We start from the raw sequence: 24,546 nt of genomic DNA, 5'->3' as shown, positions 1-24,546 counted from the left end.
TAAAAAAGCCGGCAATCACTTACCGGCTTCCTTTTATAATTCAAAATTCAACTTTCGGTGCATTTTCAATCGCCTTTGGATCTTCCACTGTGAAGGTTGCTTTTGCATCATAACCAAAAGCTTTCGCAGTAAGTACTGCAGGGAATTGACGAATGTACACATTGTAATCTTTGGTTGCTTTGATGAATCTGTTTCTTGCAACAGTGATTCTATTTTCTGTTCCTTCTAACTGCGCCATTAAATCCGAAAAGTGTTGGTCCGATTTGAGTTGAGGATAATTTTCTTGAATCATCAAAAGTCTAGACAAAGCTGAACCCAATTGTCCTTGCGCTTGGTCGAATTGTTTTAAACTTTCTGGATTGTTTACAAGTTCAGGAGTTGCTTGGATAGAACCAATTTTTGCTCTTGCATCGGCAATTCCTTTCATGATGTCTTTTTCTTGGTTGGCAAATCCTTTAACGGCAGAAACCAAATTAGGAACTAAGTCCGATCTTCTTTTGTATTGGTTGAGAACTTCTGCCCAAGAAGCAGTCACTTCTTCATCCAACTCTTGGATACGGTTATAACCGCAGTTGGTGAGAACTGTTGCCATAAGGGAAATTAGAAAAATGGTTCGAAACATTCTTGTCATGGTGATTGTATACCTAACCTTTAGTCGGTCTGCAACACCATTTTGTTAAAAAATTTAATACCGAAAGGGTTTTATCAGTTTCGTCCAACGACTTTCTGATTCTTTTAAATACATTTCAAGTTCAGAATCTGTTCGTTTTCCGTATAAATAGTCTAATAAAGTTGAATCGCCGCAAAGCAGCTCAATCGCCGGGCGGTCCGAACGAAATTCGTAAACTCCTTTTAAATATTCAAATTCTTTTGGGAAGAGTTCCAACAATTGTTTCAAAAAGTATAATACAAAATATAAGGAATGAAACTGTTTTGGTTTTAATACCATAAGTTGGTAACCTTCACAAATGGAACCAACATACTTATGAAATGTTGGTAAAAATCGTAAGTTACGTAAAATAAATTTTCCTGGTTGGTGAGAGAACATCCGCTTGTCTAATTCTTCTTTCGCTTTACCAACTAAATAGGGAGCTCCAAAAGTTTCGAAAGGTTTGGTTGTCCCTCTGCCTTCCGATACATTAGTTCCTTCCAAAAGACACATTCCCGGATACACCAAACAAGTGCTCTGTGTTGGGATATTTGGCGAAGGAGGAACCCATTCAAAACTTGATACTGATTTTGGATGAAATACTCCGACAGGTACAACAATCACATCCACTTTTAACTGAAAGGTTTCATTATAATAAGTTAATAATCCACCTGGAGTGAGCCCATGCCTATGCAAAACCGAGGTGACACCAACAAAAGATTCGAATTCTTTTTGCAGTGGTGTTCCTTCGACTCTAGTTCCAATGGGGTTTGGAGAATCGATCACTAAAAAAAGAGGAGCCTTTCCTGTTTCCCGTTTTATACGCGAAACTTCACATAAAATATAATAGGCTGTTGTTAAAAAAGTATAATACCTCGAACCAACATCTTTTATATCAATGATGATCACATCTACATTGGTTAAACTTTCTTTTGGTGGAACTAAACTTGATTCTTCCTTTCCATACAGATTCACAATCTGCATATCTCCAAAAAGATATTTGAGTTCATCCCCACTGACCTGGTCTTGTAACTCAGCGAAGAGTCCGTGTTCTGGCAAAAATATTGTTTTTAAATCAAAAATTTCTGAATAAGTTTGAAAATGGTATTTTCCAAGATGACCAAAAGCACTTTGGTTGGTGAGAATGGCCGCCTTACAGCCGCTTAACTTATTTATTTTTTTTAAAAACTTCATTTTGTTTTTCGGATTTCATCTTTGTTTGCTATTGCCAATTCCCAAATTTTTCGAATTTGTGATTCATCAAAAGAACCATCAGATCCAAAGAGATTTCGAAACTCCGATAATTGTTGAATCAAATCATCAATTGATTTTAGTAGAAATCTTTGATTTTCTTTGAAGATAGAAATCCACATATCCGGGTTGGAACCAGCAATCCTTGACATATCCCGAAACCCACCACCCGTAATGGGTTTAGAAGATTCTAAGATTTCTTTTTTAGTTGTAGGATTGGATCCAGCCACATTGACAAGTAAGGTAGAGATGACATGAGGAAGATGAGAAAGATAAGCCAAAGTTTCATCATGTGATTGGGAGTCCATTTCCAAAGTCCAGGAACCAATTTTTTCCCAAAACGACCGAACCCATTCCAAACTAGTGTTAGATGTTGATTTTGGAGAAGTTAAAATACAAAGTTTATCCACATATAAATCTGGAACCGCCGCATCTGGGCCCGCTTGTTCAGATCCACACATAGGATGGGTAGAAATATAATTGTGAGTTATATCCCCAAAATACGATTCCACTGCAGAAACAATGGTTTCTTTGGTAGATCCTAAATCGATAAAGATTGTATTTCCGGATTTAGGAAGAGTCTGGATGATTTTTAAAATAGACTCAACAGGAGTACTAAATACCACCAAATCGTAGTTAGACCAATTTGGCGTTTGGAATTCATTCTGCAAAAATACAAAATCTGCCAGTTGTTTCGAAAAAATTGTAGATTTACTTTTTTCGGAACGAACCACAGCTGAAATTTCTGTATTTGGAAATTTCTTACGAATCGCGAGGGCAAGGGATCCACCCATAAGGCCCATTCCATAAACCAAAACTCTCGATAGGTTCATGTAGGAAAAGATCCGGCTGTTGGATAGGAGCCCAAAAGTTTAAACAAAGTACATTGTGATTTTACTTTTTCAAGAAGTTCTGCAATTTTTGGATCTTCTCTGTGACCAATAAAATCGACGAAAAAATGGTATTCCCACAAGTTTCGTTTTAATGGCCTTGATTCAATTTTTGTTAAATTGATCGAAGCATCATTGAAAGTTTTTAAAATAGCAAACAAAGAACCCGTTTGGTTCGGAATAGAAAACACAATGGAAGTTTTATCTTCTTTTGTTTTAGGGGATTCTGTTTTGCCGATCACAAGAAACCGAGTGGTGTTTCCTGAATAATCTTCAATCCCTTCTGCAATCACGTTTAAATTATAAATTTCACCGGCTATTTTGGATGCAATCGCAAGGCCGTCTTTTCTTTCGGATACTAACTTTGCCGCCATCGCAGTAGAAGAAGTATCCACAACTTCTGCATTTGGAAGATTCGCAGAAATCCAATTGCGGCACTGTTCGTTTCCGATTCGAATTCCATAGATTTTTTTCACAAGAGAAAGGTCTGTTTCAAAACCAAGCAGTGAAAACGAGATTCTTTGGTATAACTCGGAATACACGAAAAGATCAGTTTCCAAAAACATATCCAAGGTGGAACTGACTTGGCCTTCTGTGGAATTTTCCACAGGCACCACTCCATAATCCAACTTACCTTCCTCTACCATTCGAAACACATCTGGAATTGAAGTTTGAGGAACCGCATCAATGGAACTTCCAAATTTAGAACGCATTGCAGAATGAGAAAAACTTCCTTCAGGACCTAAAAAACCAATCTTTAACGGGTGTTCTAAGGCGATGGTTCCAGACATCATCTCTCGGTAAATTGCACGAATCACAGAAGAAGGAAGTGGTCCACCTGATAGTTTGGTAACTTTTTCATATACATCTTTTTCACGATCCGGGCGATAAATTGGTCCACCAGATTCTTTTTTAACACGACCAATCTCCTGTGCGAAACCTGCACGTTTTTGAATGAGAGCTATGATTTCTGTGTCTAACGAATCAATTCCAGCACGGAGTTTTTTTAGTTCTTCTTCTGCACTACTCATTTAAGACCCTTCTTGTAATTCATCCGGTAGAGTGCTTGTATCAAAATCAGGATTCATTTCTGTTTCATCAGTCACTATTATGGATTCTGGTGTGAATTCTTCAAATTTGAGTTCCTTCACTTCGACTGGAGTTGGAAGGTCTGTGAGTTTGCTTAAACCAAAGTGTAACAAGAATTCGTTGGTGGTTCCATATAATGTTGGTCTTCCCGGAACTTCCTTTTGACCGACTGCTTTCACCAGTTTTTTTGACATAAGACTTGCTACCATAGCGCGAGAAGATACTCCTCGAATTTCATCTAGTTCTGTCAGTGTGACGGGTTGTTTGTAAGCAATGATGGCAAGAGTGTCTAAGGTTCCGCGAGAGAGGGTTTCTCTTTTTTTATCTTTAAAGATATGCGCTAAGATTTCGCTATATTTTTGGTTGGTGATGAATTGGTATCCACCGGCGATTTCTCTCAGTAAAAAACCACCTTCTTTTTCTTGGTAGTCTAAGATCAGTTCGTCGAGGAGTTCCCGGGCTTCTGTTTTTTCGATCCCAGCAGACTTGGCAAGTGCAGACAATTTGATTGGATCTGAAGATAAAAAAAGAAGCGCCTCAAGAAGGCCCTTAGTATAAGCTCTTTCTTCCAAATGAATCTAAACCTTGACTATTTTGATTTCTCCGAAAACTGCATGTTGGAGGACTTTGCAAACTCGGATTTTAACAACTTCTAATACAGCAAGGAAGGCAGCGACGATTTCTTTTTTTTCCGGTTTTTCTGTTTCAAACAAATCCATAAAGTGGATTTCCCCGGTTTTTTCTAAAAGGCCCTGTAAATAGGCCATTTTGTCCTCTACGGAGTATTGGCTTACCCCTTCATAGATGGGGACTAGGTCCTCAATTTCATTGGAACTCTCTTGCTCCAAAATCGAATTGAAAGCAGAAATCAAATCCACAAGGCTTACATCCAACCATACTTCGGTTTCATCCAAAACCTGATTGGTTTCCCGGGTAAACATTCCGGCGGTCAACCTGTCCAGTTCCGCCAGACGTTGCCCAGCCATTTGAAACTTTTTGTGTTCGAGTAATTTATCTACGAGTTCTTTGGGTAGAGGCGGGTCATAATCCTCTTCCTCAAAACCAGGATCCGGCAATAAGGCTTTGGATTTTAGATACACCAAATGAGATGCCATGACGGCGAACTCAGAAGTGAGTTCAATCGATAAGGACTGACTGGTTCTCAAAAATTGAATGAAATCGGATGTGATACGCGAAAGGGAGACTTCAAAAATATCAACCTTATAACTATCAATCAGAGACCATAAAACCGTTAAAGGTCCTTCTGTCAGTCCTCCGTCCTGGTTTTGCCACCGGACGATAAACTCCGGGGTTTGGGACACGATTTATAAACCTAGTGCTTTTGCTGCAGCTTGTTGCAATCTTTCAGGAGGGAAAGGTTTCACAACAAAATCCTTCACACCCATCTTGATTGCTTTTGCCAGTAAATCTTCCTGACCAAGGGCCGTTACCATAATGATTTTAGCGGATGCATCAAATTTAATGATTTCCTTTGTTGCTTCGATTCCGTCTTTTTCACGCATGGTAATGTCCATAGTTACTAAGTCCGGTTTGAGGTTTTTGTATTGTTCTACCGCAATATTACCGTTCTCAGCTTCACCTACGATCTCGTGACCCGCACCAACTAACGCATCTTTTACGAGCGTTCTCATGAATTTTGCATCATCTACAACCAAAATTCTTGCCATGTTAATTCCCTCTCGACTTTAATAATTCAATCATCTTTGGTACCAATTCATCCACTGGAAGAACAAAATCAATCCCACCCAGTTCTACCGCAACACGGTTCATTCCGTACACTACGGATGTTGCTTCATTCTGCGCCAGAGTGATACCACCTTTGGCGTGAATGTTGGTGATGGCTTGTGATCCGTCTTTTCCCATACCAGTCATGATCATGGATAAAAGATGGTCCCCACCGTAAGCTTCCACCAAACTATCAAACAATACTTCAATCGAAGGTCTATGCCCATTGACCTGACCTGTGTGGTGCAGTTCAATAAAATGATCCTTTCCTTTTGTGATCACAGTCATTTGATAATCACCAGGAGCAATGTAAGCAGTTCCAGACTGAACTAAGTCACCCTGCTCTGCTTCTTTCACTTGTATCTTCGACAAGGAATTCAATCTATCTGCAAATGCCTTGGTAAACCCCGCTGGCATATGTTGCACCACAAAGATTGGTTTTGCAAAATCTTCCGGAATCCCAGCAAAGACAGTTTGCAATGCTTTTGGTCCTCCCGTGGAGGTCCCAATTCCGATAGCGTCTACTTTGATCGGTTTTTGAAAACTTTTATTTAATTGGCGTTCGGTTCTCTCAGGCCTTAGGAGAACTTCGATGCTCGGCTGCTTTGAATCAGAAAACCCTTTGATTTTTGCGGACAATACCGCAGCAATATCCTCTGGAGAAAACTGATTTCCACTAGAAGGCTTTGGAATGAAATCAACGGCTCCCAGTTCCAATGCCTTAAATGTGGCATCTGCCCCATGTTGGGTCAGCACCGAAAGCATAATCACATGACTTGGCAGTTTTAATTTTTTAATTTCGGCCAATGCCGTAAGCCCATCCATGATCGGCATTTCAATGTCCAAGACGATAAAATCAGGTTTTAGCTTCCCTGCCAAATCAATGCAGTCCATCCCGGTTTTGCCTGTGGCAATTACCTGCACTTCATCCTTTTTGGTGAGAGCATCACTCAGGATATTCCTCACGAGGAGTGAGTCGTCAATGATGGCAACGGTTGGTTTTTTATTCATGATTTATGAATCAAATCTACCAGCTCATCAAAATCTGGTAAGAATACCAAAACACCGATTAGGTTGCTACCTTGGTGATTAAATTCCGTATGCATGGACAAAAATTTTGTTCGTTCCGGTTTTACGATGTCGATCACATCCATAAAACTTCCGGTGATCATCTCTGGAACTGAAGGTAAAATTTCTTTTTTCAGTTTATTCGAAAGAGAGTTCATGACGCTGGAACAAACGATATTGGAGATTTCTGATAAAACAGAAACCATATCCTCAGATAGTTTATGAAGGCTACCCTCGGCATACTTGGCATCTTCTGACCCAAGCAACTCTTTTGCAATCTCCGATCCATTTTCTTCAGAAAACATCATAAGAAGGTTTCCGTTGAGATCCCCTGTCATACGAATTTTCATTCCAAAAAACTGATCCATAGAATATCGGAATTCTTTCGCCAACCCTTCTCTATCGGTCAGTTTGATTTCCGGAATAAAAAGTTCTACTTCTTTACCAACTAACTGAGAGAGTACGACGCCGGCATTCATCATACCAGTATTCACAATATTTTCCAGCTTTTTGATATCTTTGGAAGACATGATCTCATTAATCGCTTCGGAGTTCAAAGCAGCCACTTGGTTCAAACGTTCTTCTTTTTGTTCCACAAATCCTTTGATGATTTCTGCGGCTTGTTCTCTTTCGGTTAACTTAACATTTTCTATTTTTGCAACATCAGCCAAACGATGGATTTCGTCCGTTTTGTGATCGATCACAAGTGTTGCTGTTGCCGATTTAGAAGATTCACCAGAATCTCCATTCACTTCTGTTTCTGTTTTGATCACCTCAGTCGTGATTTTCAGATTGGTAACAGGTTCTTCCGCAAACACTTCTTCTTTCGGCACAATCACGTGTTTTTCTATTTTATGTTTATCTTTTTTAACTCGTGATTTGTCTTTGGCACGTAATTCAATCAACTTCGCATTATAGCGGTTTGTTGGGTGATTGGATTTGAACATAAACTCAGAATCAGACATCTCCAAAGAACGAATGGTAGAGGCCCTCTTCATCATCTCACCAGCAACCAACTTGTCAGACCAGTCCACTTTATCTGCGGCAATTTCCACAAGACCAGGGATGTCCAAAACAAGGATAATGGTTCCATCTCCCATAATGGTGGCACCTGTTAGACCTTGGATGTCTTTGAAGTTTTTACCGAGAGACTTGATGACTGTTTCATGTTTTCCAATCAAATCATCGACCATAAAACCAAGTTTTCTGGTTTTGTAATTCACGATGACTACAGGAACTTCCACCATATCTTGTTTATCAGCAAGGCCAAGGATACGATTCAAACGATAGATGGGGAGAACTTCCCCTCGTAAGTTGATGATTTCGTGACCTTCCAAAGTAGTGATTTGGTCCAAGTTGACCTTGATGGTTTCGGAAACTTCGGAAAGGGGGAAAGCATAGACTTCTTCTTCCATAATCACAAGGATAGATGGAATGATGGCAAGTGCTTGTGGGAAAGATAAGGTGAAGGAAGATCCCTTCCCTTCTTCGGAATGGATGAGAATTTTACCTTTAAACTCTTCAATGAGTTTATTGACTACGTTCATCCCCACACCACGACCAGAAATATCAGAGATTTTATCAGCCGTAGAAAAACCAGGCGCAAAGATAAACTGAAAGATATCGGACTCAGAAAGATTCTGTGCATCGGTATCGTTTACAAGTCCACGTTCGATGGCTTTTTTTAGAATCTTATCTTTGTTTAATCCTTTTCCATCATCCCGGATTTCGACAAGGATATTGGATCCACCTTGGTAGGCATTTAGCTCCACAGTTCCTTCTTCGGGTTTGCCGGCCGCTCGTCTTTCAGAAGGAGACTCAATTCCGTGATCGACTGAATTACGAATGAGGTGGATGAGTGGTTCTCCAATGGCATCGATTACTTTTTTATCGAGTTCTGTGTTTTCGCCACGAAGTACAAGGTTTACTTGTTTTCCTGTTTCCAAAGAAAGATCGCGAATGAGTCTTGTGAACCTGTTGAATACAGATCCAATCGGAACCATTCGGATATTCATAATTCCGGTTTGTAGGTCTTTGGAAATTCGGTTGATTTGGTCTATTTTCCCTTTGAGTTCATTGAATAATGAATCTTCACCGAATTGCGCCACTAAATCATCATAGATTTTTTGGAATCCAGAATTGGTAATAACAAGTTCCCCCACGTTATTCATGAGCTGGTCTAGTTTGTCAGAAGATACCTTAATGGTTCTCATCACAACTTTAGAATCTGTGACCGCCTTTTCAAAGTTAGCAGATCCTTTTGTTACCTGTTTTTCTTCTGAATCAGAATGTGTGGACATTGTGTTTGTGGATGAAATATTAGAGGCGTCCGTCTTTTTTTCAAGAGCTTCCATTTCTGTTTCGGGAAGTTTAATTTCTTCCACAGAAAGTGTATCCACCATATCGATGTTACACTGAACATGTAATTCCTGCCTGTTCAGTCTGGTGACAGTGACAAAGGAAAGTGCAAAACTTCCTTGGCCATTGTCCAATGCATCTTCTGACGGATTACATTTAATGATGACACCTGATTGTTTCACCGATTGCAAAATCAAAAGAAGTCTCAAATTTTGCATTGGTGTTTCGTCTTTTAATTTTAACTGAACAGAAAATGCAGTTAAATCATTGTCCTCTTTTAGGGACTGACGGATTTCAGAAATTTCTTCCTCATTTAAGGTGATCGATGATAAAGCACTTTCTTTCGATGTTTTGGTCTCACTGGATTTGGTAGTACCGGAACCAGATTGAGTTGGTGAGGCTTCATAGTCCTGAAGTTTTTTAATCATGTCTGTAAAAGGTGTTTCCACCTTTACACCGTTAGCAACACCTTCGATGACTTGTTTGATCAAATCAAAACATTCAAAAAGTAAATTAACAAGTTTAACGTTGATTTCTAAACTACCTTCTCGAATTTTTTGGAGAAGGTTTTCCATCGTATGGGCTAAGTCGGATAAATTGTATAAACCGACAAAGGCAGAAGAACTTTTTAAAGAGTGTGCCGCACGAAAGATGTCATTGATGATTTCTGGGTTTTCATGGTCTTTTTCGAGTTTTACCAAATTGGAATTTAATTCCTCAATTTGGTCCTCAGATTCTTCCAGGAAAACTTCTGTGTATTCGCCTAAAATTCCAGCCAATGTCGTATCCCTTTCTCGTTACTTTGCGGATGAAACAAAATCAACAATTTGTTCCAAATCCAAATTCAAAATCAAATGGTCTTCGTATCTAGATACCGACTCAACCATCTTACTATAGTTTAACGACAAGTCATCCGTTGTATAACTGATAAAATCTTTTTGGATTTTGACAACTTGTTTGACCTCATCAACGAGGACACCGATTCTTTTTTCATCTAACATGATGACGATGATTCTTGAAATTGGAAAAATTTCAGAATCGGCGCCATGGAATCTTTTTTTCAAATCCACAATGGGAATGATCTCTCCGCGGAGGTTGATCACACCTAAAATGTAATCATCTACATTGGGAATCCGAGTGATTAAAACTGGTTTTAAAATTTCATGTACCAAGAGTAAACGAATTCCGAAAAATTCTTTATCAATGGTAAACGTAAGGAACTGTTCCAAGTCTCCCAGATCGGACTCTTGTTCCATTTTGGTTTTTTCCGCCAGGGATGTGAGTAATGTTTCTTGGTCCATATGCTACCTGGAATCGTGTCAGAATCCTTCACGGATTCAATCTAAAAACGAATGAATCTGAGTTTCCGTAATCATTTTTCCTATTTTTAAATCGTGATTCTCTGCAACAAATGGGACGGGAAAAAGTTTAGAAAAACTAAGTCCTACTGTTTTCTTTTGGAGAGATTCTGAATTTAAAATGCGATCATAATACCCACCTCCTCGTCCCAACCGGTATCCTTTTTCATTGAATCCAAGGGCTGGCACAAGAATCAAATCGGCATCCTCTACGGAGATCTCCTCATCTCCAATAGGCTCAAAAAGTCCCATTGCATTCTTTTCAAAGGAATAGGGACGAAGGAACCGTAGTTTTTTTTCTGCATCCATCCGAGGAAAGAACCATTTGGCAGAATGTCTGGCTTCGATAAACCCTGTGGGCCTCGGGAGAGGACAGGACTCGATGATTGGAAGTACGTCCACTTCGTACCGAAGGTCTGGTGCATATGTGATGATTTTTGATTTACCTTGCAAAAGCGGGTACAATCGTTTTAAGATGGCCGCTTCATGGTCTTCCCGTTCCGGAAGGTTCGGAAGGTTTTTTTTTAGAATGTTCCTAGCATCTTCTTTAGAAATTGGATTCAAAAATGATCCCCAATGATCCCCTCTTCTAATAGAGAAATGATCTTCTTTGTTCGTTCTTCTAGTTCGGGATTTTCTTTTGCCTTTGCGGAGACATCTCTCATTTGAAATAGTTCATCTGCTAAATTGAGAGCACAAAGCACTGCTAATTTTGTTTTGGATGCCGCAGGAAGAGCCTTCGACAAATCATTCAAACGAGATTCTACGTAATCAGCCACCTCAGATATATACCCCGAGGAAGCCTCACCTACAATGGTATAAGTTTCACCAAAGATCTGTTTGGTGATTTTCTGTGACTTTGGGGCAGACTCTGCCATAAAATTTATTTAGGATCGTCTTCGATAATTAAAAAATCATCGTCGTCGTCAGCATCAAACACACTGATCGCTTCGTCATCGTCGTCAATGATGATGTCATCATCTTCATCGATTTCTACGGTAGGAACTTCTTCCTCTGATTCGACAACGAGTTCTTCTTTTTCAAAGGACGCAGAAGCAGGGGGTTTTTCCAAAACATCTTCTGTTTGGAATTCTGATTCGTCTTCATCAAGTAAAATGATTTCATCATCTTCGTCTGTCACGAGACTAGGAATTGCCGCAGATCCTGCTGCAACCACCGGTTCTACAGGACTAGAATCTGTGTTTGGTTGTGATTTGGGAGCCGAACTTCCTGTGGTAGGAAGTCCGTCCAAACGACCAAGGAGTTGGTGGACTTTGGATTCCAAAAGTCCTTCCCTTTCGCGGAGTTGGTTTAACTCATCATTTGCTTCTTGGAGTTGGGAACGAAGTGTTTTTAGTTCACGTTCCTTCTCCTCCATTGCGAGCTTCATTTGGTCGTTTTCCGCACGGAGGGATTCGTTTTCCGTCTCCAGGCGTGCATTTTCCGTTCTCAGGTCTTGGATTAACTCCAAAGCCTTAACAACTTTACTTTCTAGCTCTTCAATGGTTTCGATTTTTAACATGATAACAATCCGATGGAATAGAATAGCCGAGCCATTCTATTCCAATCAAGCACTAATTTACTTAGCGACTTTGGTTTTTTCTACGATGGCGTTGAATACTTCTTTGTGGTTGTAAGCAAGGTCAGCCAAAGTTTTACGATCTAAGTTGATTCCGTGTGTTTTGAGTGCATGGATGAATTTTGAATAAGACATTCCATTTTCTCTTACTGCAGCATTGATTCTCGTAATCCAAAGTTTACGGAATTCGGACTTTTTCTTTCTACGGTCACGGTATGCCCATTGACCAGCTTTCATCACAGCAGATTTTGCTGTTCTGAAAAGTTTAGAACGTCCGCCTCTAAAACCTTTTGCTTTAGCGAGAACTTTTTTTCTACGATTCTTATGGATGGTTCCGTTGACTGCGCGTGGCATCGTTTAACCTCCGTAAGGTAGAAGTTTTTCTACACGGTTATAATCGGTTTCGTGGATGAGGTGCATTCCACGGCTTTGGTGTTTCATCTTAGGAGATTTTTTCTCTAAGATATGTCGTCGGAACGCACAACCGCGTTTAATTTTACCAGACTTGGTAAACTTAAAACGTTTGGCTGCTGCCCTATTTGTCTTCAGCTTATACATAGTTGTTTTTATCCTTTAGGTTTCTCACTAATTGGGTTCATCACGACCACTATCGTCTTTCCGTCGTGTACCGGCATTTTTTCGGGAGAGGCATGCTCTTTTAGGTCCTCGACAAACCGGTTAACAATATTCATTCCAATTTCAGAGTGAACCATCTCTCTGCCTCGGAATCGAAGAGTCACTTTTACTTTATCACCCTTTTGCAAGAATTCTAAAGCATGACGCTTCTTAATCTCGAAGTCATGGTTATCAATCCGCGGGCGGATTTTAATTTCTTTCACCGTGACAACGTGTTGTTTCTTTTTCGCTTCTTTCGTTTTTTTAAGAAGTTCGAATTTGTATTTTCCAAAATCGATCAACTTACAGACGTGAACATCTTGGTCTCCCGAGACTTCCACCAAATCAAGGTTAGCTTCCTTAGCTCTTTTCAGAGCTTCTTCCAGAGTAACGATGTCAGACCCTTCGTCAGAGACGAGTCGGATCGATGCTACATTGGTAATTTGTTCGTTAATTCTGATGTGGGCGAATTTATCTTGGTTTGGGTTCCCTCTAGGGTTGGGCCGTTTCTGCATTCAGTCTCCGAAATTTCTTTCAATTTCCAATTTCGGATGAAAAACGAGGCACGCAAGTACATTTCTTTGGGAATTGCGTCCGGAAAGGAGTTAAAGCGTGCCGGAAGGACCTTCCCAGACTACCAGTTCTAAATACAAGGAGGGAGACTCTAATAACTCTGGCAAAATGGGAACCAGAGAGACCAAATCCCCGTGATTTCCCATTCCCATACAAGACCCGCCATGGCAAAGTCGGCCTTCTTCCGTATAAATGGCATATTGGATCAAATGATCGTGGGTTTTGACAGAATGTTTTGGTGACTGGGACTGGACGAGAGCCAAGTAACTAAGCCCTTCGCTTTTTCGGCGCTCCAAACGGATCCGGACACGGTTTTCTTTCGAGAGAGGTTCTGTGGCAAGAAGGAGATCCCCAGCACCTGGGTTCCATTTTTGGAAACTATAAGATCCAACCACTCCCCCATCCCGTTTCCATTCGTATTTGGTTTCGGGTTTTGGTTTCTTTTTGGAAAGGATCTGGGTTTCTTCTGGCCTGGATTCTTCCCAACCGTAGGAGGTAATCCCCACAGAGGCTCTGGCAATTTCGGTGATGGGAAATGGAAATCGACTCCAAAGTCCTGGGATATCGTAACTTTCCCAAGGTTGGACAATATGTTCGCTTGTCTGGCAGGAAAGCAGGCGATTTTCTTTATCGTAAAAAGCCGCAACAACATAGAGCACTACAGGAGTATCCCCTAGGTTTTGTCCCCCGGTGATGACAATGCTTGGACAATCTAACTTTAAATCACGACCAAGCCCATCGACAAACTGCATAGGACTCACCTTCCAACCCACAGTTAGGCCATCCGCAAAGGGAAGGAGCTGCATGGGTATGGCATCGAACGCATCACGGGCATCATACGGTGGATGGATGGGAAGATCCAAATCGTAAATGACCGGGTCGATTTGTTTGGTGATGATTAGCTTTTGTGGCACTGGAGGGAGTGTAGATCCCCCCAAGTGTTAGTCAAGAAATTTCTTTATTTAAAGATCACCCTTCAATAAAGATAAAAATCCATCTCGAGAAACTGTTTCTGTTTTCTCTTCTCCCATCTTTCGGAAGGAGATAGAACCTGATTCTTTTTCTTTATCACCTAAAATCAAAGTGTAACTGCTTCGTTTTAGGATGGAATCCCTAATTTTACTTCCAATCTTTTCATTACGAAGGTCGATCTCGACACGGAAACCTTGCATTACCAAATCTTGATATACTTCTTTTGCATAATCATTGTGTACTTCTGCCACAGTTAAGACACGAAGTTGTGTCGGATTTAACCAAAGTGGGAATTTCCCTTCGAAGTGTTCGATGAGGATTCCAATGAACCTTTCCAAAGATCCGTAGATGGCTCTGTGGATCATCACTGGTGCATGTTTTTTTCCATCCGATGCAGTGAAGTCGAGTTCAAAACGACTCGGCATAGAAAAGTCAATTTGTACGGTTCCGCATTGCCATAACCTTCCAAGTGAATCTTTAATATTGAATTCGATTTTAGGACCGTAAAAAGCGCCGTCACCTTCTTTGATTCCGTATTCGATTCCTTTTTTCTTCAATGCATCGTGTAATGCTTGTGTGGCGAGATTCCAATCTTCATCACTTCCTTGTGACTTTTCTGGCCTTGTCGCAATAAAAGTTTTGAATTCAGTAAATCCAAATTTTTTATACACATCAAATGTAAAGTCAATGATGTCTTCGACTTCTGATTCTACTTTTTCGAGTGGTGCATAGATATGCGCATCGTCTTGTGTGAAGGCCCTTACACGAAAAAGTCCATGAAGAACTCCCGACATTTCATGGCGATGTACATTCCCAAGTTCCATAAACCGAAGAGGAAGTTCTCTGTACGAGTGCATATGGTATTTGTAAATCAAACAACACCCAGGACAGTTCATGGGTTTTACTGCAAATTCACTTTCATCGATGTCTGTGAAATACATGTTCTCTTTAAAATTATCCCAGTGGCCTGACTTTTTCCAAAGAGAGGAATTTAAAATCGCAGGAGTTTTAATCTCTTGGTACCCACGTCTAAAACATTCTTCCCGAATGTAAGAAGCAAGAGTGTTCCAAAGAACAGTTCCCTTTGGATGCCAAAAAGGAAATCCAGGAGCTTCGTCTTGGAAACTAAAAAGATCCAATTCTTTTCCCAGTTTTCTATGGTCTCTTTTTTTAGCTTCTTCGATGAGGAAGATATATTCGTCTAACTGTTTTTTGGTGGGAAAAGACACACCATAAATACGAGTGAGCTGTTTGTTTTTGGAGTCCCCTTTCCAATACGCACCAGAAATGGCAGTGAGTTTGAAAGCTTTGAGTTGACCAGTACGGGCCACGTGAGGTCCCCGACAAAGGTCATACCATTCCCCTTGTCCGTATAACGAAACAGATGCGGAATCGAATCCTTGGATGAGTTCTACTTTATAAGGTTCGTTTTCTTTTTTAAATTTTTCAATGGCTTCTTCTTTGGAAAGTTCCCAACGTTTGACAACGAGATCTTCTTTGACTATCTTTGCCATTTCTGCTTCGATTTTTGGAAGGTCCTCAGGGGTTAAAATGATGGTTCCAAAATCAATATCATAAAAGAAAAATCCAGGACCATTTTCAATCACTGGACCAACAGTCAGGCGAGCCTCTGGCCAAAGCCTTTGGACAGCCATACCGAGTAAGTGGGCAGAAGAATGGTGGAAAACTTCTTTTCCTTCTGTGTCATCAAAGGTGAGAAACTTTACTGTAGTGTTCGTCGTAGGGATATAGGAAAGGTCAACTGTGCGACCATCGGACAAAACAACGGCTAAAGCTTTCTCTTTCAAGAAAGGCAGTTGGGCTTGGATGAAATCAGAAAAGGATTTACCCGATTCTAGTTCCTTGGAACTTCCATCTGGTAGTGTGATTGTAAGTGCTGCCATAATTCTTTACCCAGGTTTTCGCAGACACATTCTCCCGAAAAGTAAAGTTTTACCAGAGTCTACCAGATTCCAATGATTCTGTTATTTTCTTAAAACTATCCTCGATGGATTCTTTCCGGCCAAACCCACCGGCTTCTTCTAAAACAATAAACCCGTGTAAGAGAGAACGTAAAATTCGAATCCTATGGACTGCGGTTTCATCCAAGGATTGGAACCGAAAGACTTCCATACAAATTTCCAAAATCCGGTCGCCCAAGGGTTTTAATTCTGGGTCGGACTCTGTCGATTCAATGGTTAAGGGGTAAACATGGGGGTGAGTCTTCGCAAAACCTCTGTAAGTATTTAAAAATTCGGAAATTCGTTCGGATCCACCGCCCGAAGTTTTGGACTTCAGGGAAAGCCTATCACCTAATATTTGCAAGGATCTTCTTTTCATTTCCCTACGCAGATCTTCTAAATCGCGGATGTGGTTGTAAAGTGAGGGCGTACGGATTCCTAAATTTTCGGCAAGTCCTACCAGACGAAATTCCGAAAGTCCCTGGTCCATCACCAAGTTCCAGGCTGAATCCAAAACAAATTCTCTTGTGATTTGTGTTTGGCCTTTTTTGGGTCTACCTGGTTTGTGTTTTATTTTTTTTGCCATAACAGTTTTACATCGGATGCAAATCGAGAAGGTTCTTCCACAAAAGGATAATGACCAACGTCTTCATAAATTTTGACTGATCCATCCAAAGTATTGGCGATCCATTCGGCTTCTTCTTTGGGGAAATCAAAATCGGGATCTTTTGAACCCATCACCACAAGGACATTGCCTGATGCCTGTGGTAAGTTTTCCTCACATTCCGTTTTGGGGGCAAGTAACATGGATCTAACAGCTGCCATACGACCTTCTTCTTTTAGATTCATTTTTAATGTTTCAGATCTTTCTTTCAGATCTTGGGGAGGATGGACTGGAAATAAAGTTTCGTAAAAAGAAACCCAGGCACTAGGTCCCCAAGGTCCGCGGAAGGCAAGATGGATGAGGGCCTTCATTCCGAAAGAGATTGGTTCTTTATCTCGAACGAAAGGGCCAGAAAGAGCCAAACCCAAAACCCTAGTTTTTTCTTTCGAACGAATGTACACAGCCGATGCTGCGGTCATCGAATTTGCAATGATATAGACATCTCGTAAATCCTTCTCCCGGATAAATGCCAAAATATCTTCTGCTGTTTCTTTAGGTCCATAGGAAGAAAAACTGGAATCCGATTCTCCAAGTCCTCGTAAATCAAAACGATACACAGAATTCTCTTTGGCAAGAATCTTCGCAAGGTCGATATAACTTTCCTTCCTGTCCCCAATCCCTGGAAGTAAAATTATATTGAGTTTGCCCTTACCTTCTTTTGTGTAAGCAACTTGGCCTTCATTTGTCTGAAAATAAAAAGTTTTTGTCGTAAGCTCCGGTGTTAGATCTTTTCCCCAAAGAAAGTAAGGGAAAAAAAATGGGAAAAATAAAATCATTTTGTGGTAGTTAGTTTTCATAAAACTAATACTATTAGTTTATTTAACTAATGCAATTAGTTTTTATCAAGATGACTCAAAATATAGATTTTTTTTTCTAAAATCGAAGTGTTTTCCGACTTGCCCTTCCTTTTTGACCGCAAGATGATTCAATAACCCGAAAAAGATTGGTGATCCATGTCCATTGTTACCTTCGAAGACAAAGAGAATTTTCCCCTAAAAACAAACAAACCGGGAGCCACTATCCTGGAAACTGCCCTAAAACATGAATATCCCCTCTACCATCTTTGCGGAGGAAATGCCAAATGTACAACTTGCCGTGTTTTTGTGACAGATGGACTTCAGTATCTTAGTTCTCGAAACGATAGAGAACAAACTCTCGCAGATAGAAAAGGTTGGCCCTCTGAGATCAGGCTTGCCTGCCAAACGGAAGTGTTTGGAGATGTTACGCTGCGTAGGATCATAAAAGATAATAAAGATTTAAAAACGGTTACAAGCGAATCCAAATCTTCCAAAACAGGAGAAGAATGTTATGCGGTGATTCTTTTTCTTGATATCAAAGGATTTACAGCTTTTACCGAATCTAGTTTGCCTTATGATGTTGTTTTTGTTCTAAACCGTTTCTTTCAGGAAATGAGTGAACCAATCCTCAACAATGGAGGAGAAATTGATAAATTCATTGGAGATGGAATTTTAGCTTTTTTCCAGATTGGAAACAAAGAAGAGGCTATAAAAAACGAAGAAAGTTTCAAAAAAGCAAAACAAGAAACCATTCATTCCGCAATCCGTGCTTGCCTTCGTATGTTTGATCAATTGAAAAAATTCAATTTAGAAATGAAAGATAGGTTTAATTTTACCTTTGACATTCGCATTGGACTCCATGCAGGAAATGTCATTTACGGAGACATCGGCCACTCCGAGTACAAAAGCCAAACAGTGCTTGGGGATACTGTGAATGTGGCAAGTCGTTTGGAAGCACTAAACAAAAAAACAAATACAAACTTTTTAGTCTCCGATGAAATTTATCATTTAATCGGCCCTTCTCTTTCTGTGAATAAAAAGATCATCACAAAACTTCGAGGTAAGTCAGAAAAAATGGCAGCCTATTCGGTGATTGGTTTTAAAGTTTCGGATTCGATCCTCCGCATCCAAAAATCATTTGATCATGTTTTAGAACACAATCCACATTGGATAGAAGCCTATACAGAAAAACTAAAAAGTTTTGTCGAAGAAAACTTACATCTTCATTTAAACTCAGAAGAATTCCCTGTTCATTCTTCTGAGTTTTTATCGGTAATTGAGTCGATTATTGAAAAATTAGGAAATCGAAATTCTTTAAAAAAAGAAATATCCAAACTAACAAACATTTATGAGTCCATTGGTATCTCTAAAAAAGAATTTCCGAAACTAGTACCAATCCTTATTTCTTCCATTCGCGAAAATCTTCCTTCAGAATGGAATGCCGATTTAGAATCAATCTGGAATCAAGTCACAATGGATCTCACCATCGAAACAATTGAATCGTAAAAACCTCCTTGCATTTACCAAAAGATTCTGTTTTATATGATCTAAGTAATGCCTTTAGATAAAAAAAGAAAAAACTCTCAAAACTGGACTCGATTAACAGATAAAATACGGCAGCTCATCAATTCCAAACAAGGCCCAGCTGCTATCCGCTATGCAATCACCCTCTTAATCCTTGTCATTTCATTCAATGTTTTCAATGTGATCAACAGTTATGTGGGTCGTGATTTTATATCGTCCATTGAACAAAAAAACGTAACTGCCTTTTATACAAATGCTATTCTTTATGCGATTGTTTTTATTATATCTTCAGGAATCGGTTCCATCAATCGATATGCAGAGGAAAGACTTGGTATCTTGTGGCGAGAACAACTTACCTGGAAATTCACTGAGAATTATTTAACAGAAAGAACATTCCAAAAAATCATTGGCGGCCCTGGCATTGAAAACCCGGACCAAAGGATTACCGATGATGTCAAAGCATTCACCACCACAACGATTTCTTTCACCTTACTTTTTATCGGTGGAGTGTTCTCTGCAATTTCCTTTTCTGGAGTTCTTTGGAGCATTAACCCTATTTTGTTTTTGGTAGCAGTTGGGTATGCTTTTTCTGGAACGATATCCACCATCTTTCTAGGAAAATCGCTCATTCGTCTTAACTACGATCAATTGGATATGGAAGCAAGTTATAGGGCCGATCTTTTGCATATCCGCCAACATGCAGAGTCCATTGCAGTCACTCATAGAGAAGCAAGGATGTCCGTTCGATTAAAATCAAGACTTCGCAAATTAGTGAATAATTTTCGTAAACTCATTTCGGTAAATTTGCGACTTAGTTTTTTTACAAACAATTATAACTACTTCATTCAAATCATACCCATGCTCATCATCGCTCCCAGTTATATGAGAGGAGAAATTGAATTTGGAGTCATCACCCAAGCGGCCCTTGCATTTACTACTTTACTCAATGCTTTTTCTTTGATTGTGACACAATTCCAATCCATCTCTGCTTTTTCTGCTGTGGTCAAACGATTGAATTCACTGGAAACAGCAATGTTATACTCAGAAGCCGATGAAAAACAAAAACGAGAAACAAACTATAGTTCTGATGAAATTAATTTTGAACACTTTACCTTATATTCCAATGACCGAACCAAACTATTGGTAGATAGTTTAGACTTAAAGATCCAAAGAAGAGAACGTTGGCTTTTGACTTCCCCAGATGAAACAGTGAAACTGAGTTTATTCAGATCCATTGCTGGGATCAGTAATCACAGTGAAGGTAAAATCAAAAAACCAAATTTAGAAGAAATTCTTTTTTTACCAGAACAACCATATTTGCCACCTGGTAGACTCCGCAATGTGATTGTTCCTGCATACAGAAACCTCGACGTATCCGATTCGGAAATTCTTGTTGAACTTAAAAAAATGGGACTTGAAACTTTGGTGCGTCGTTTCGGTGGTCTAAGAACCTTAAAGGAATGGAACGAGGAACTATCGTTAGCTGAAAAGTATAAAATTGCAGTCATCCGTGTTCTTTTTGCCCAACCAAAGTTTTTGATTTTGGATCGTCCAGGATCAAGCCTTGGGAAATTTGAAATTTCAAAAATTTTGAAACTCTTTCACAAACTGGGAGTGACAACTGTTGTAATTGCAAAGGATGAAGAAACCGTTTTGGAATATGACCATCACCTGGACATTTCTCATTTTGGGAAATGGACCTTAAGTTCAACCACAAGAGCAGAAAAACATTGAAACAATCCATCAAAAACCAATCAGAACTAAATTTTCAATTTTTATCCAACGGTAATATACATTCCATTCGTTTTGAAGATTTGTTTGTGAATCTTTATCTTGGAAATGAAATGGAGCCGAACATAAATAATATTTTTTTACGAATCCATACAAATGACGGATTGGTTTTATATCCCCTCCTTGGATCCAATACAAATTCCCAATTTCAAATTATTGATTCTTTTTATCTTTCCCAAGGAAAAATTCATGGAATGGATTACAACTTGTCTTTGGAACTCCATCCAAATCTCCCTGTTTGGCGATACAAAATACAAATTACAAACAATAATAAGGAAACATTGGACTATGATTTGGTTTATGTACAAGATATAGGAATTTGCGATTATGGTGCATCTAGATTAAACGAATTCTTTGTTTGCCATTACATCCACCATGAACCGATCGACACAAAGGAATATGGTTATGGCATTCTTTCTAGGCAAAACGAACCCGTAGCAGGAAAAAACCCAGCCACTTTTTTGTTTAGCACTAGTCCCATTTCATCTTTTGTTACTGATGGATTGGACTTATATCCAGATGGCTTAAGAAAAAAACTTCCCGCAAAACGAAGACAAGGTGAACATTCGATCATTGGTCTTGAAAGACAAAAAACCCGATTACTTCCTGGAGAGTCAGAAGAAACATGTTTTTATGGTTACCTATTCGCTGACCTAAAAACCCTAATATCCTTTCCTGAAGTTCAAACCCTAATTCAAAAGATTCGAATGGGCTGGAACGAGAGTCCAAATTGGGGAACTGAAAATTTCCAAAGTTCGCAAAGTCTTTTTTCTACCGCAAAACGAATCAAAGGTGAAACTGCCACAGAATCTGATTTAAAAGCCCTATTTCCAAACGAATGGAGAGAAGTGGAATTTTCTACCTCGGGCAAGATTCTTTCTTTTTTTACAGATAAATCCACCCATGTAGTCTCAAAAGAAAAAGAGGCCCTTTGTCTCAGACCTCATGGGCAAATTCTAAGGACAGGGATTCCCAAAGTTCCCGAGGAATCTTCGCTCACAGGAACTTGCTATTTTAATGGGATTTTTTTATCCCAACTTACAGAAGGTCATACGAGCATCAACCAATACCTATCACGTAACCATAGTTATCTAAACTTTTTCCATTCTTATGGATTTCGTATTTTTATAGAAGAGGATTCTGGGTTTGCCCTTTTGGACTCACCTTCCTTCGTGATAATGGAACCTAGCCAGATGGAGTGGATCTACTTATTAGGAAAAGAAGTTTTACGTATCCAGGTAGAGGCCACAAACGAGCATCAATTTTTAATTCAAATGGCAACAAACACTACACAGGTGAAACAGATTCTTTTATCGTTTCACATTGCCCTTGATGGAGATAACGGAACTTTAGAACTCCCGCCTGTGATCACAAAAAATAAAACCAATATCTATATACAACCAAATCCAAATTCTCCCCTATTCCAAAGATTGGAAGGAAAAGGATTCCGAATCTGTGGAGAAGACCTCAGTCAATGGAAAGTTTCCGATGATTCACTTTTATTTTTGGATGGGAAATCTAGAGGTCAATCCTATCTCACAGCACAGATACAAGTAAAATCAAACCTTCAGTTTTCGATCCAAGGAAATTTGACGCCTTCTCTCACACCAAAAAACAAAAAAGATAACCTAACATATGTTTTTTCCCATACAAAGAATCTTCCAATCGGAAAAATTAAAAACCAGGAATTAGAAGTTTTCCACCAAATCAAAGAAATCCTTCCTTGGTTCGAACAAAATGCACACATTCACTATTTAAATCCAAGAGGACTCGAACAGTATTCGGGAGGAGGATGGGGAACGAGAGATGTATGCCAAGGTGCTTTTGAATATTTACTTACCACGGGTGATTTCGAATCTTGTAGAACACTACTTCTTACTGTATTTGAAGAACAAAATGAGGATGGTGATTGGCCGCAATGGTTTATGCTCTATCCTCGTGACAAAACGATTCGAGCTAGCGATTCACATGGAGACATTGTCTATTGGCCCATTCTTGCTCTCTCAACCTACTTAGAACGAACGGGTGATCTTTCCTTCCTTGATCTTAAAACCAATGGAATTCATAGAAAAGAACCCAAAAAGATTTTGGATGCGGTAGAGAAAACGATTTCTCTCATAAATAAACGTTTGGTGGCAAACACAAACCTTCCTATCTATGGAAATGGGGATTGGAATGATTCCTTACAACCAGTGAAAGAAAAATTCCGAACTCATGCAGTCAGCACTTGGACTGCCGAATTACAATCGCTTACCTATCAGGCACTGGTCCGAATTTACAAGCAAACCGATGATAAACATAAAGTGGAATTTTACCAAAAAGAACTAGAGACCATCAAACAAAATATCAAAGAACATTGTATGGCGGAGGAAACCCTTACCGGTTTACGATACTTTGATGATATAAATTCCCAAAAATTTTTTTTACACCCGAGTGATACAAAAACCGGAATCCGATATAGTATCCTTCCCATGATTTATGGAATATTAGCGGAAGTGTTGGATTCCAAAGAGGCAGAGTTTCATTTAACACTCATTAAAAAATTCCTAACTGGTCCAGATGGAGTTCGTTTATTCGATGCACCCATTCTTTATTCAGATGGAATTAACCTTGAATTCAAAAGAGCAGAAACAGCCAGTTACTTTGGAAGGGAAATTGGACTTATGTACACTCACGCCCATTTACGTTATTGTGAAGCATTGGCGTATATGGGTAAGTCCGAAGATTTTTTTTACAACTTAAACTTAGTGAACCCCATTGGAATCCAAAAGAAAGTTCCAACAAGTAACCATAGACAATCAAACTGTTATTATTCGAGCTCCGATGGTTTGTTTTTTGATCGGTATGAAGCAAAAGAAAAGTATAAAGATTTGTTAGCGGGCAAAATCCCTTTGGAAGGCGGATGGCGTGTTTATTCTAGCGGTCCAGGAATTTATATCAAACTAGTATATGAATGTTTGTTTGGGATTCGTGTTTTTTTCGACGCCCTAGAAATAGATCCTATCCTTCCAAAAGGTTTAGATGGGTTTGAATGGGATGTTCGATTTTTAGAAAAAGATTTAAAAATCATTTACCATGTAGAATCAGAAAATGCGAGTATGGAATCAGTCGAAATGAATGGAAAACCCGTCCCATTCCAGAGAAAAGAAAACCACTACCGCAGAGGTGGCATTCGAGTAAAGTTCCGAGATTTTGAATTAAATTTAAAAAATGATCACAATCATTTGATTTTGACACTACGATAAAAAAGAAAAAACGTGTAGGGATTTTTCCCCACACGTTTTCCGATTTTTCCTTTGAGGAAAGGAAGTTTTTAAATGGCGCTTTTTCCTTTTTCGCCAGTTCTGATTCGAATGACTTCTTCGAGAGGAGAGATAAAAATCTTTCCGTCACCGATTTTTCCATCCCCACTTTTTGCTGCTTTCAAAATTGCATCAACAGTTGGTTTTACGAATTCATCATTAACCGCGATTTCTAAACGAACTTTTCTAAGTAAGTTTACAGTATATTCGTGACCACGAAAAACTTCTGTTTTCCCTTTTTGTTGTCCGTAACCTTGAACGTCAGACACTGTTAGACGATAGATTTCGTTTTTAGTTAATTCTGCTTTAACTTCTTCCAACTTATGTGGTTGGATGATTGCAATGATCATTTTCATAAT

The 24,546-nt window shown here is 39.4% G+C and carries 24 protein-coding genes; 3 read left to right on the top strand and 21 right to left on the bottom strand.

Features of this window, described 5'->3' with window-relative positions:
* Positions 1 to 40: 40 nt before the first annotated feature.
* From EHQ47_RS11285 to EHQ47_RS11190, 20 genes are all read right to left on the bottom strand, one after another.
* Positions 41 to 631 carry a LemA family protein gene (locus tag EHQ47_RS11285; protein ID WP_135748974.1) on the bottom strand — a complete coding sequence of 197 codons (591 nt, stop codon included), beginning with the start codon at positions 629 to 631 and terminating at the stop codon, positions 41 to 43.
* A gap of 54 nt (positions 632 to 685) precedes the next feature.
* A complete protein-coding gene (locus EHQ47_RS11280; RefSeq protein WP_135777206.1) occupies positions 686 to 1,843 on the bottom strand; it encodes a DUF1343 domain-containing protein in 1,158 nt (385 codons plus the stop codon).
* Positions 1,840 to 2,733: a prephenate dehydrogenase gene (locus tag EHQ47_RS11275; protein WP_135777205.1), complete on the bottom strand. Its 894-nt coding sequence runs from the start codon at positions 2,731 to 2,733 to the stop codon at positions 1,840 to 1,842. Before EHQ47_RS11275 ends, EHQ47_RS11280 begins: the two co-directional genes overlap by 4 nt.
* Positions 2,730 to 3,821, bottom strand: coding sequence for a prephenate dehydratase (gene pheA / locus EHQ47_RS11270; protein ID WP_135777204.1), 1,092 nt, complete (start codon positions 3,819 to 3,821; stop codon positions 2,730 to 2,732). The genes EHQ47_RS11275 and pheA overlap by 4 nt, the downstream gene beginning before the upstream one ends.
* Positions 3,822 to 4,451, bottom strand: coding sequence for an SMC-Scp complex subunit ScpB (scpB, locus tag EHQ47_RS11265; protein ID WP_135748978.1), 630 nt, complete (start codon positions 4,449 to 4,451; stop codon positions 3,822 to 3,824).
* A 6-nt stretch (positions 4,452 to 4,457) separates the two neighbouring features.
* Positions 4,458 to 5,201, bottom strand: coding sequence for a segregation and condensation protein A (locus tag EHQ47_RS11260; protein WP_004784474.1), 744 nt, complete (start codon positions 5,199 to 5,201; stop codon positions 4,458 to 4,460).
* 3 nt (positions 5,202 to 5,204) lie between these two features.
* A complete protein-coding gene (locus EHQ47_RS11255) occupies positions 5,205 to 5,567 on the bottom strand; it encodes a response regulator (RefSeq protein ID WP_002975323.1) in 363 nt (120 codons plus the stop codon).
* A 1-nt stretch (position 5,568) separates the two neighbouring features.
* Positions 5,569 to 6,636 carry a protein-glutamate methylesterase/protein-glutamine glutaminase gene (locus tag EHQ47_RS11250; RefSeq protein ID WP_135694933.1) on the bottom strand — a complete coding sequence of 356 codons (1,068 nt, stop codon included), beginning with the start codon at positions 6,634 to 6,636 and terminating at the stop codon, positions 5,569 to 5,571.
* Entirely contained in the window at positions 6,633 to 9,830 is a 3,198-nt protein-coding gene (locus EHQ47_RS11245; protein ID WP_135777203.1) for a chemotaxis protein CheW, read from the bottom strand. Before EHQ47_RS11245 ends, EHQ47_RS11250 begins: the two co-directional genes overlap by 4 nt.
* A gap of 18 nt (positions 9,831 to 9,848) precedes the next feature.
* Positions 9,849 to 10,352 carry a chemotaxis protein CheW gene (locus EHQ47_RS11240; protein WP_135694931.1) on the bottom strand — a complete coding sequence of 168 codons (504 nt, stop codon included), beginning with the start codon at positions 10,350 to 10,352 and terminating at the stop codon, positions 9,849 to 9,851.
* 36 nt (positions 10,353 to 10,388) lie between these two features.
* Entirely contained in the window at positions 10,389 to 10,973 is a 585-nt protein-coding gene (locus EHQ47_RS11235; RefSeq protein WP_135748980.1) for a 5-formyltetrahydrofolate cyclo-ligase, read from the bottom strand.
* Complete coding sequence (locus EHQ47_RS11230; protein ID WP_004785025.1) at positions 10,970 to 11,287, bottom strand: cell division protein ZapA; 318 nt, start codon at positions 11,285 to 11,287, stop codon at positions 10,970 to 10,972. Before EHQ47_RS11230 ends, EHQ47_RS11235 begins: the two co-directional genes overlap by 4 nt.
* Before the next feature lie 5 nt (positions 11,288 to 11,292).
* The gene (locus tag EHQ47_RS11225) at positions 11,293 to 11,931 is read right to left on the bottom strand and encodes a hypothetical protein (RefSeq protein ID WP_135748981.1); all 639 of its coding nucleotides are present in this window, start codon (positions 11,929 to 11,931) and stop codon (positions 11,293 to 11,295) included.
* A 57-nt stretch (positions 11,932 to 11,988) separates the two neighbouring features.
* Positions 11,989 to 12,342, bottom strand: a complete 354-nt coding sequence (gene rplT / locus EHQ47_RS11220) for a 50S ribosomal protein L20 (RefSeq protein WP_002975326.1) — start codon at positions 12,340 to 12,342, stop codon at positions 11,989 to 11,991.
* A 3-nt stretch (positions 12,343 to 12,345) separates the two neighbouring features.
* Positions 12,346 to 12,546 carry a 50S ribosomal protein L35 gene (rpmI, locus tag EHQ47_RS11215; RefSeq protein ID WP_002988170.1) on the bottom strand — a complete coding sequence of 67 codons (201 nt, stop codon included), beginning with the start codon at positions 12,544 to 12,546 and terminating at the stop codon, positions 12,346 to 12,348.
* An 8-nt stretch (positions 12,547 to 12,554) separates the two neighbouring features.
* The gene (gene infC, locus EHQ47_RS11210; protein ID WP_135574438.1) at positions 12,555 to 13,118 is read right to left on the bottom strand and encodes a translation initiation factor IF-3; all 564 of its coding nucleotides are present in this window, start codon (positions 13,116 to 13,118) and stop codon (positions 12,555 to 12,557) included.
* 90 nt (positions 13,119 to 13,208) lie between these two features.
* Positions 13,209 to 14,090, bottom strand: a complete 882-nt coding sequence (locus EHQ47_RS11205) for a hypothetical protein (protein WP_135748982.1) — start codon at positions 14,088 to 14,090, stop codon at positions 13,209 to 13,211.
* Positions 14,091 to 14,138: 48 nt separating this feature from the next.
* Positions 14,139 to 16,052 (bottom strand): threonine--tRNA ligase, encoded by a 1,914-nt coding sequence (gene thrS / locus EHQ47_RS11200; RefSeq protein WP_135748983.1) that lies wholly within the window; start codon positions 16,050 to 16,052, stop codon positions 14,139 to 14,141.
* 49 nt (positions 16,053 to 16,101) lie between these two features.
* Complete coding sequence (locus tag EHQ47_RS11195) at positions 16,102 to 16,695, bottom strand: TetR/AcrR family transcriptional regulator (protein ID WP_135777202.1); 594 nt, start codon at positions 16,693 to 16,695, stop codon at positions 16,102 to 16,104.
* Complete coding sequence (locus tag EHQ47_RS11190; RefSeq protein ID WP_135777201.1) at positions 16,680 to 17,570, bottom strand: alpha/beta fold hydrolase; 891 nt, start codon at positions 17,568 to 17,570, stop codon at positions 16,680 to 16,682. Before EHQ47_RS11190 ends, EHQ47_RS11195 begins: the two co-directional genes overlap by 16 nt.
* 156 nt (positions 17,571 to 17,726) lie before the next feature.
* On the opposite strand from EHQ47_RS11190, the gene EHQ47_RS11185 reads away from it, so the two are divergent.
* From EHQ47_RS11185 to EHQ47_RS11175, 3 genes are read left to right on the top strand one after another with little or no spacing between them, the layout of a single operon-like run.
* Positions 17,727 to 19,076 carry an adenylate/guanylate cyclase domain-containing protein gene (locus tag EHQ47_RS11185; RefSeq protein ID WP_135748986.1) on the top strand — a complete coding sequence of 450 codons (1,350 nt, stop codon included), beginning with the start codon at positions 17,727 to 17,729 and terminating at the stop codon, positions 19,074 to 19,076.
* Positions 19,077 to 19,124: 48 nt separating this feature from the next.
* The gene (locus EHQ47_RS11180) at positions 19,125 to 20,828 is read left to right on the top strand and encodes an ABC transporter ATP-binding protein/permease (RefSeq protein ID WP_135748987.1); all 1,704 of its coding nucleotides are present in this window, start codon (positions 19,125 to 19,127) and stop codon (positions 20,826 to 20,828) included.
* Positions 20,825 to 24,130 carry a GH36-type glycosyl hydrolase domain-containing protein gene (locus EHQ47_RS11175; protein ID WP_244290322.1) on the top strand — a complete coding sequence of 1,102 codons (3,306 nt, stop codon included), beginning with the start codon at positions 20,825 to 20,827 and terminating at the stop codon, positions 24,128 to 24,130. The genes EHQ47_RS11180 and EHQ47_RS11175 overlap by 4 nt, the downstream gene beginning before the upstream one ends.
* 68 nt (positions 24,131 to 24,198) lie before the next feature.
* Here the strand turns inward: EHQ47_RS11175 and EHQ47_RS11170 are convergent, their stop codons facing one another.
* Positions 24,199 to 24,543 carry a P-II family nitrogen regulator gene (locus EHQ47_RS11170; RefSeq protein WP_004786287.1) on the bottom strand — a complete coding sequence of 115 codons (345 nt, stop codon included), beginning with the start codon at positions 24,541 to 24,543 and terminating at the stop codon, positions 24,199 to 24,201.
* Between the last annotated feature and the right edge of the window lie 3 nt (positions 24,544 to 24,546).

Origin of the sequence: Leptospira bourretii, from assembly GCF_004770145.1 — a bacterium.
GTDB lineage: Bacteria > Spirochaetota > Leptospiria > Leptospirales > Leptospiraceae > Leptospira_A > Leptospira_A bourretii.
The sequence above is the reverse complement of the archived record's forward strand: the minus strand, read 5'-3'. Positions and strand labels throughout refer to the sequence as shown.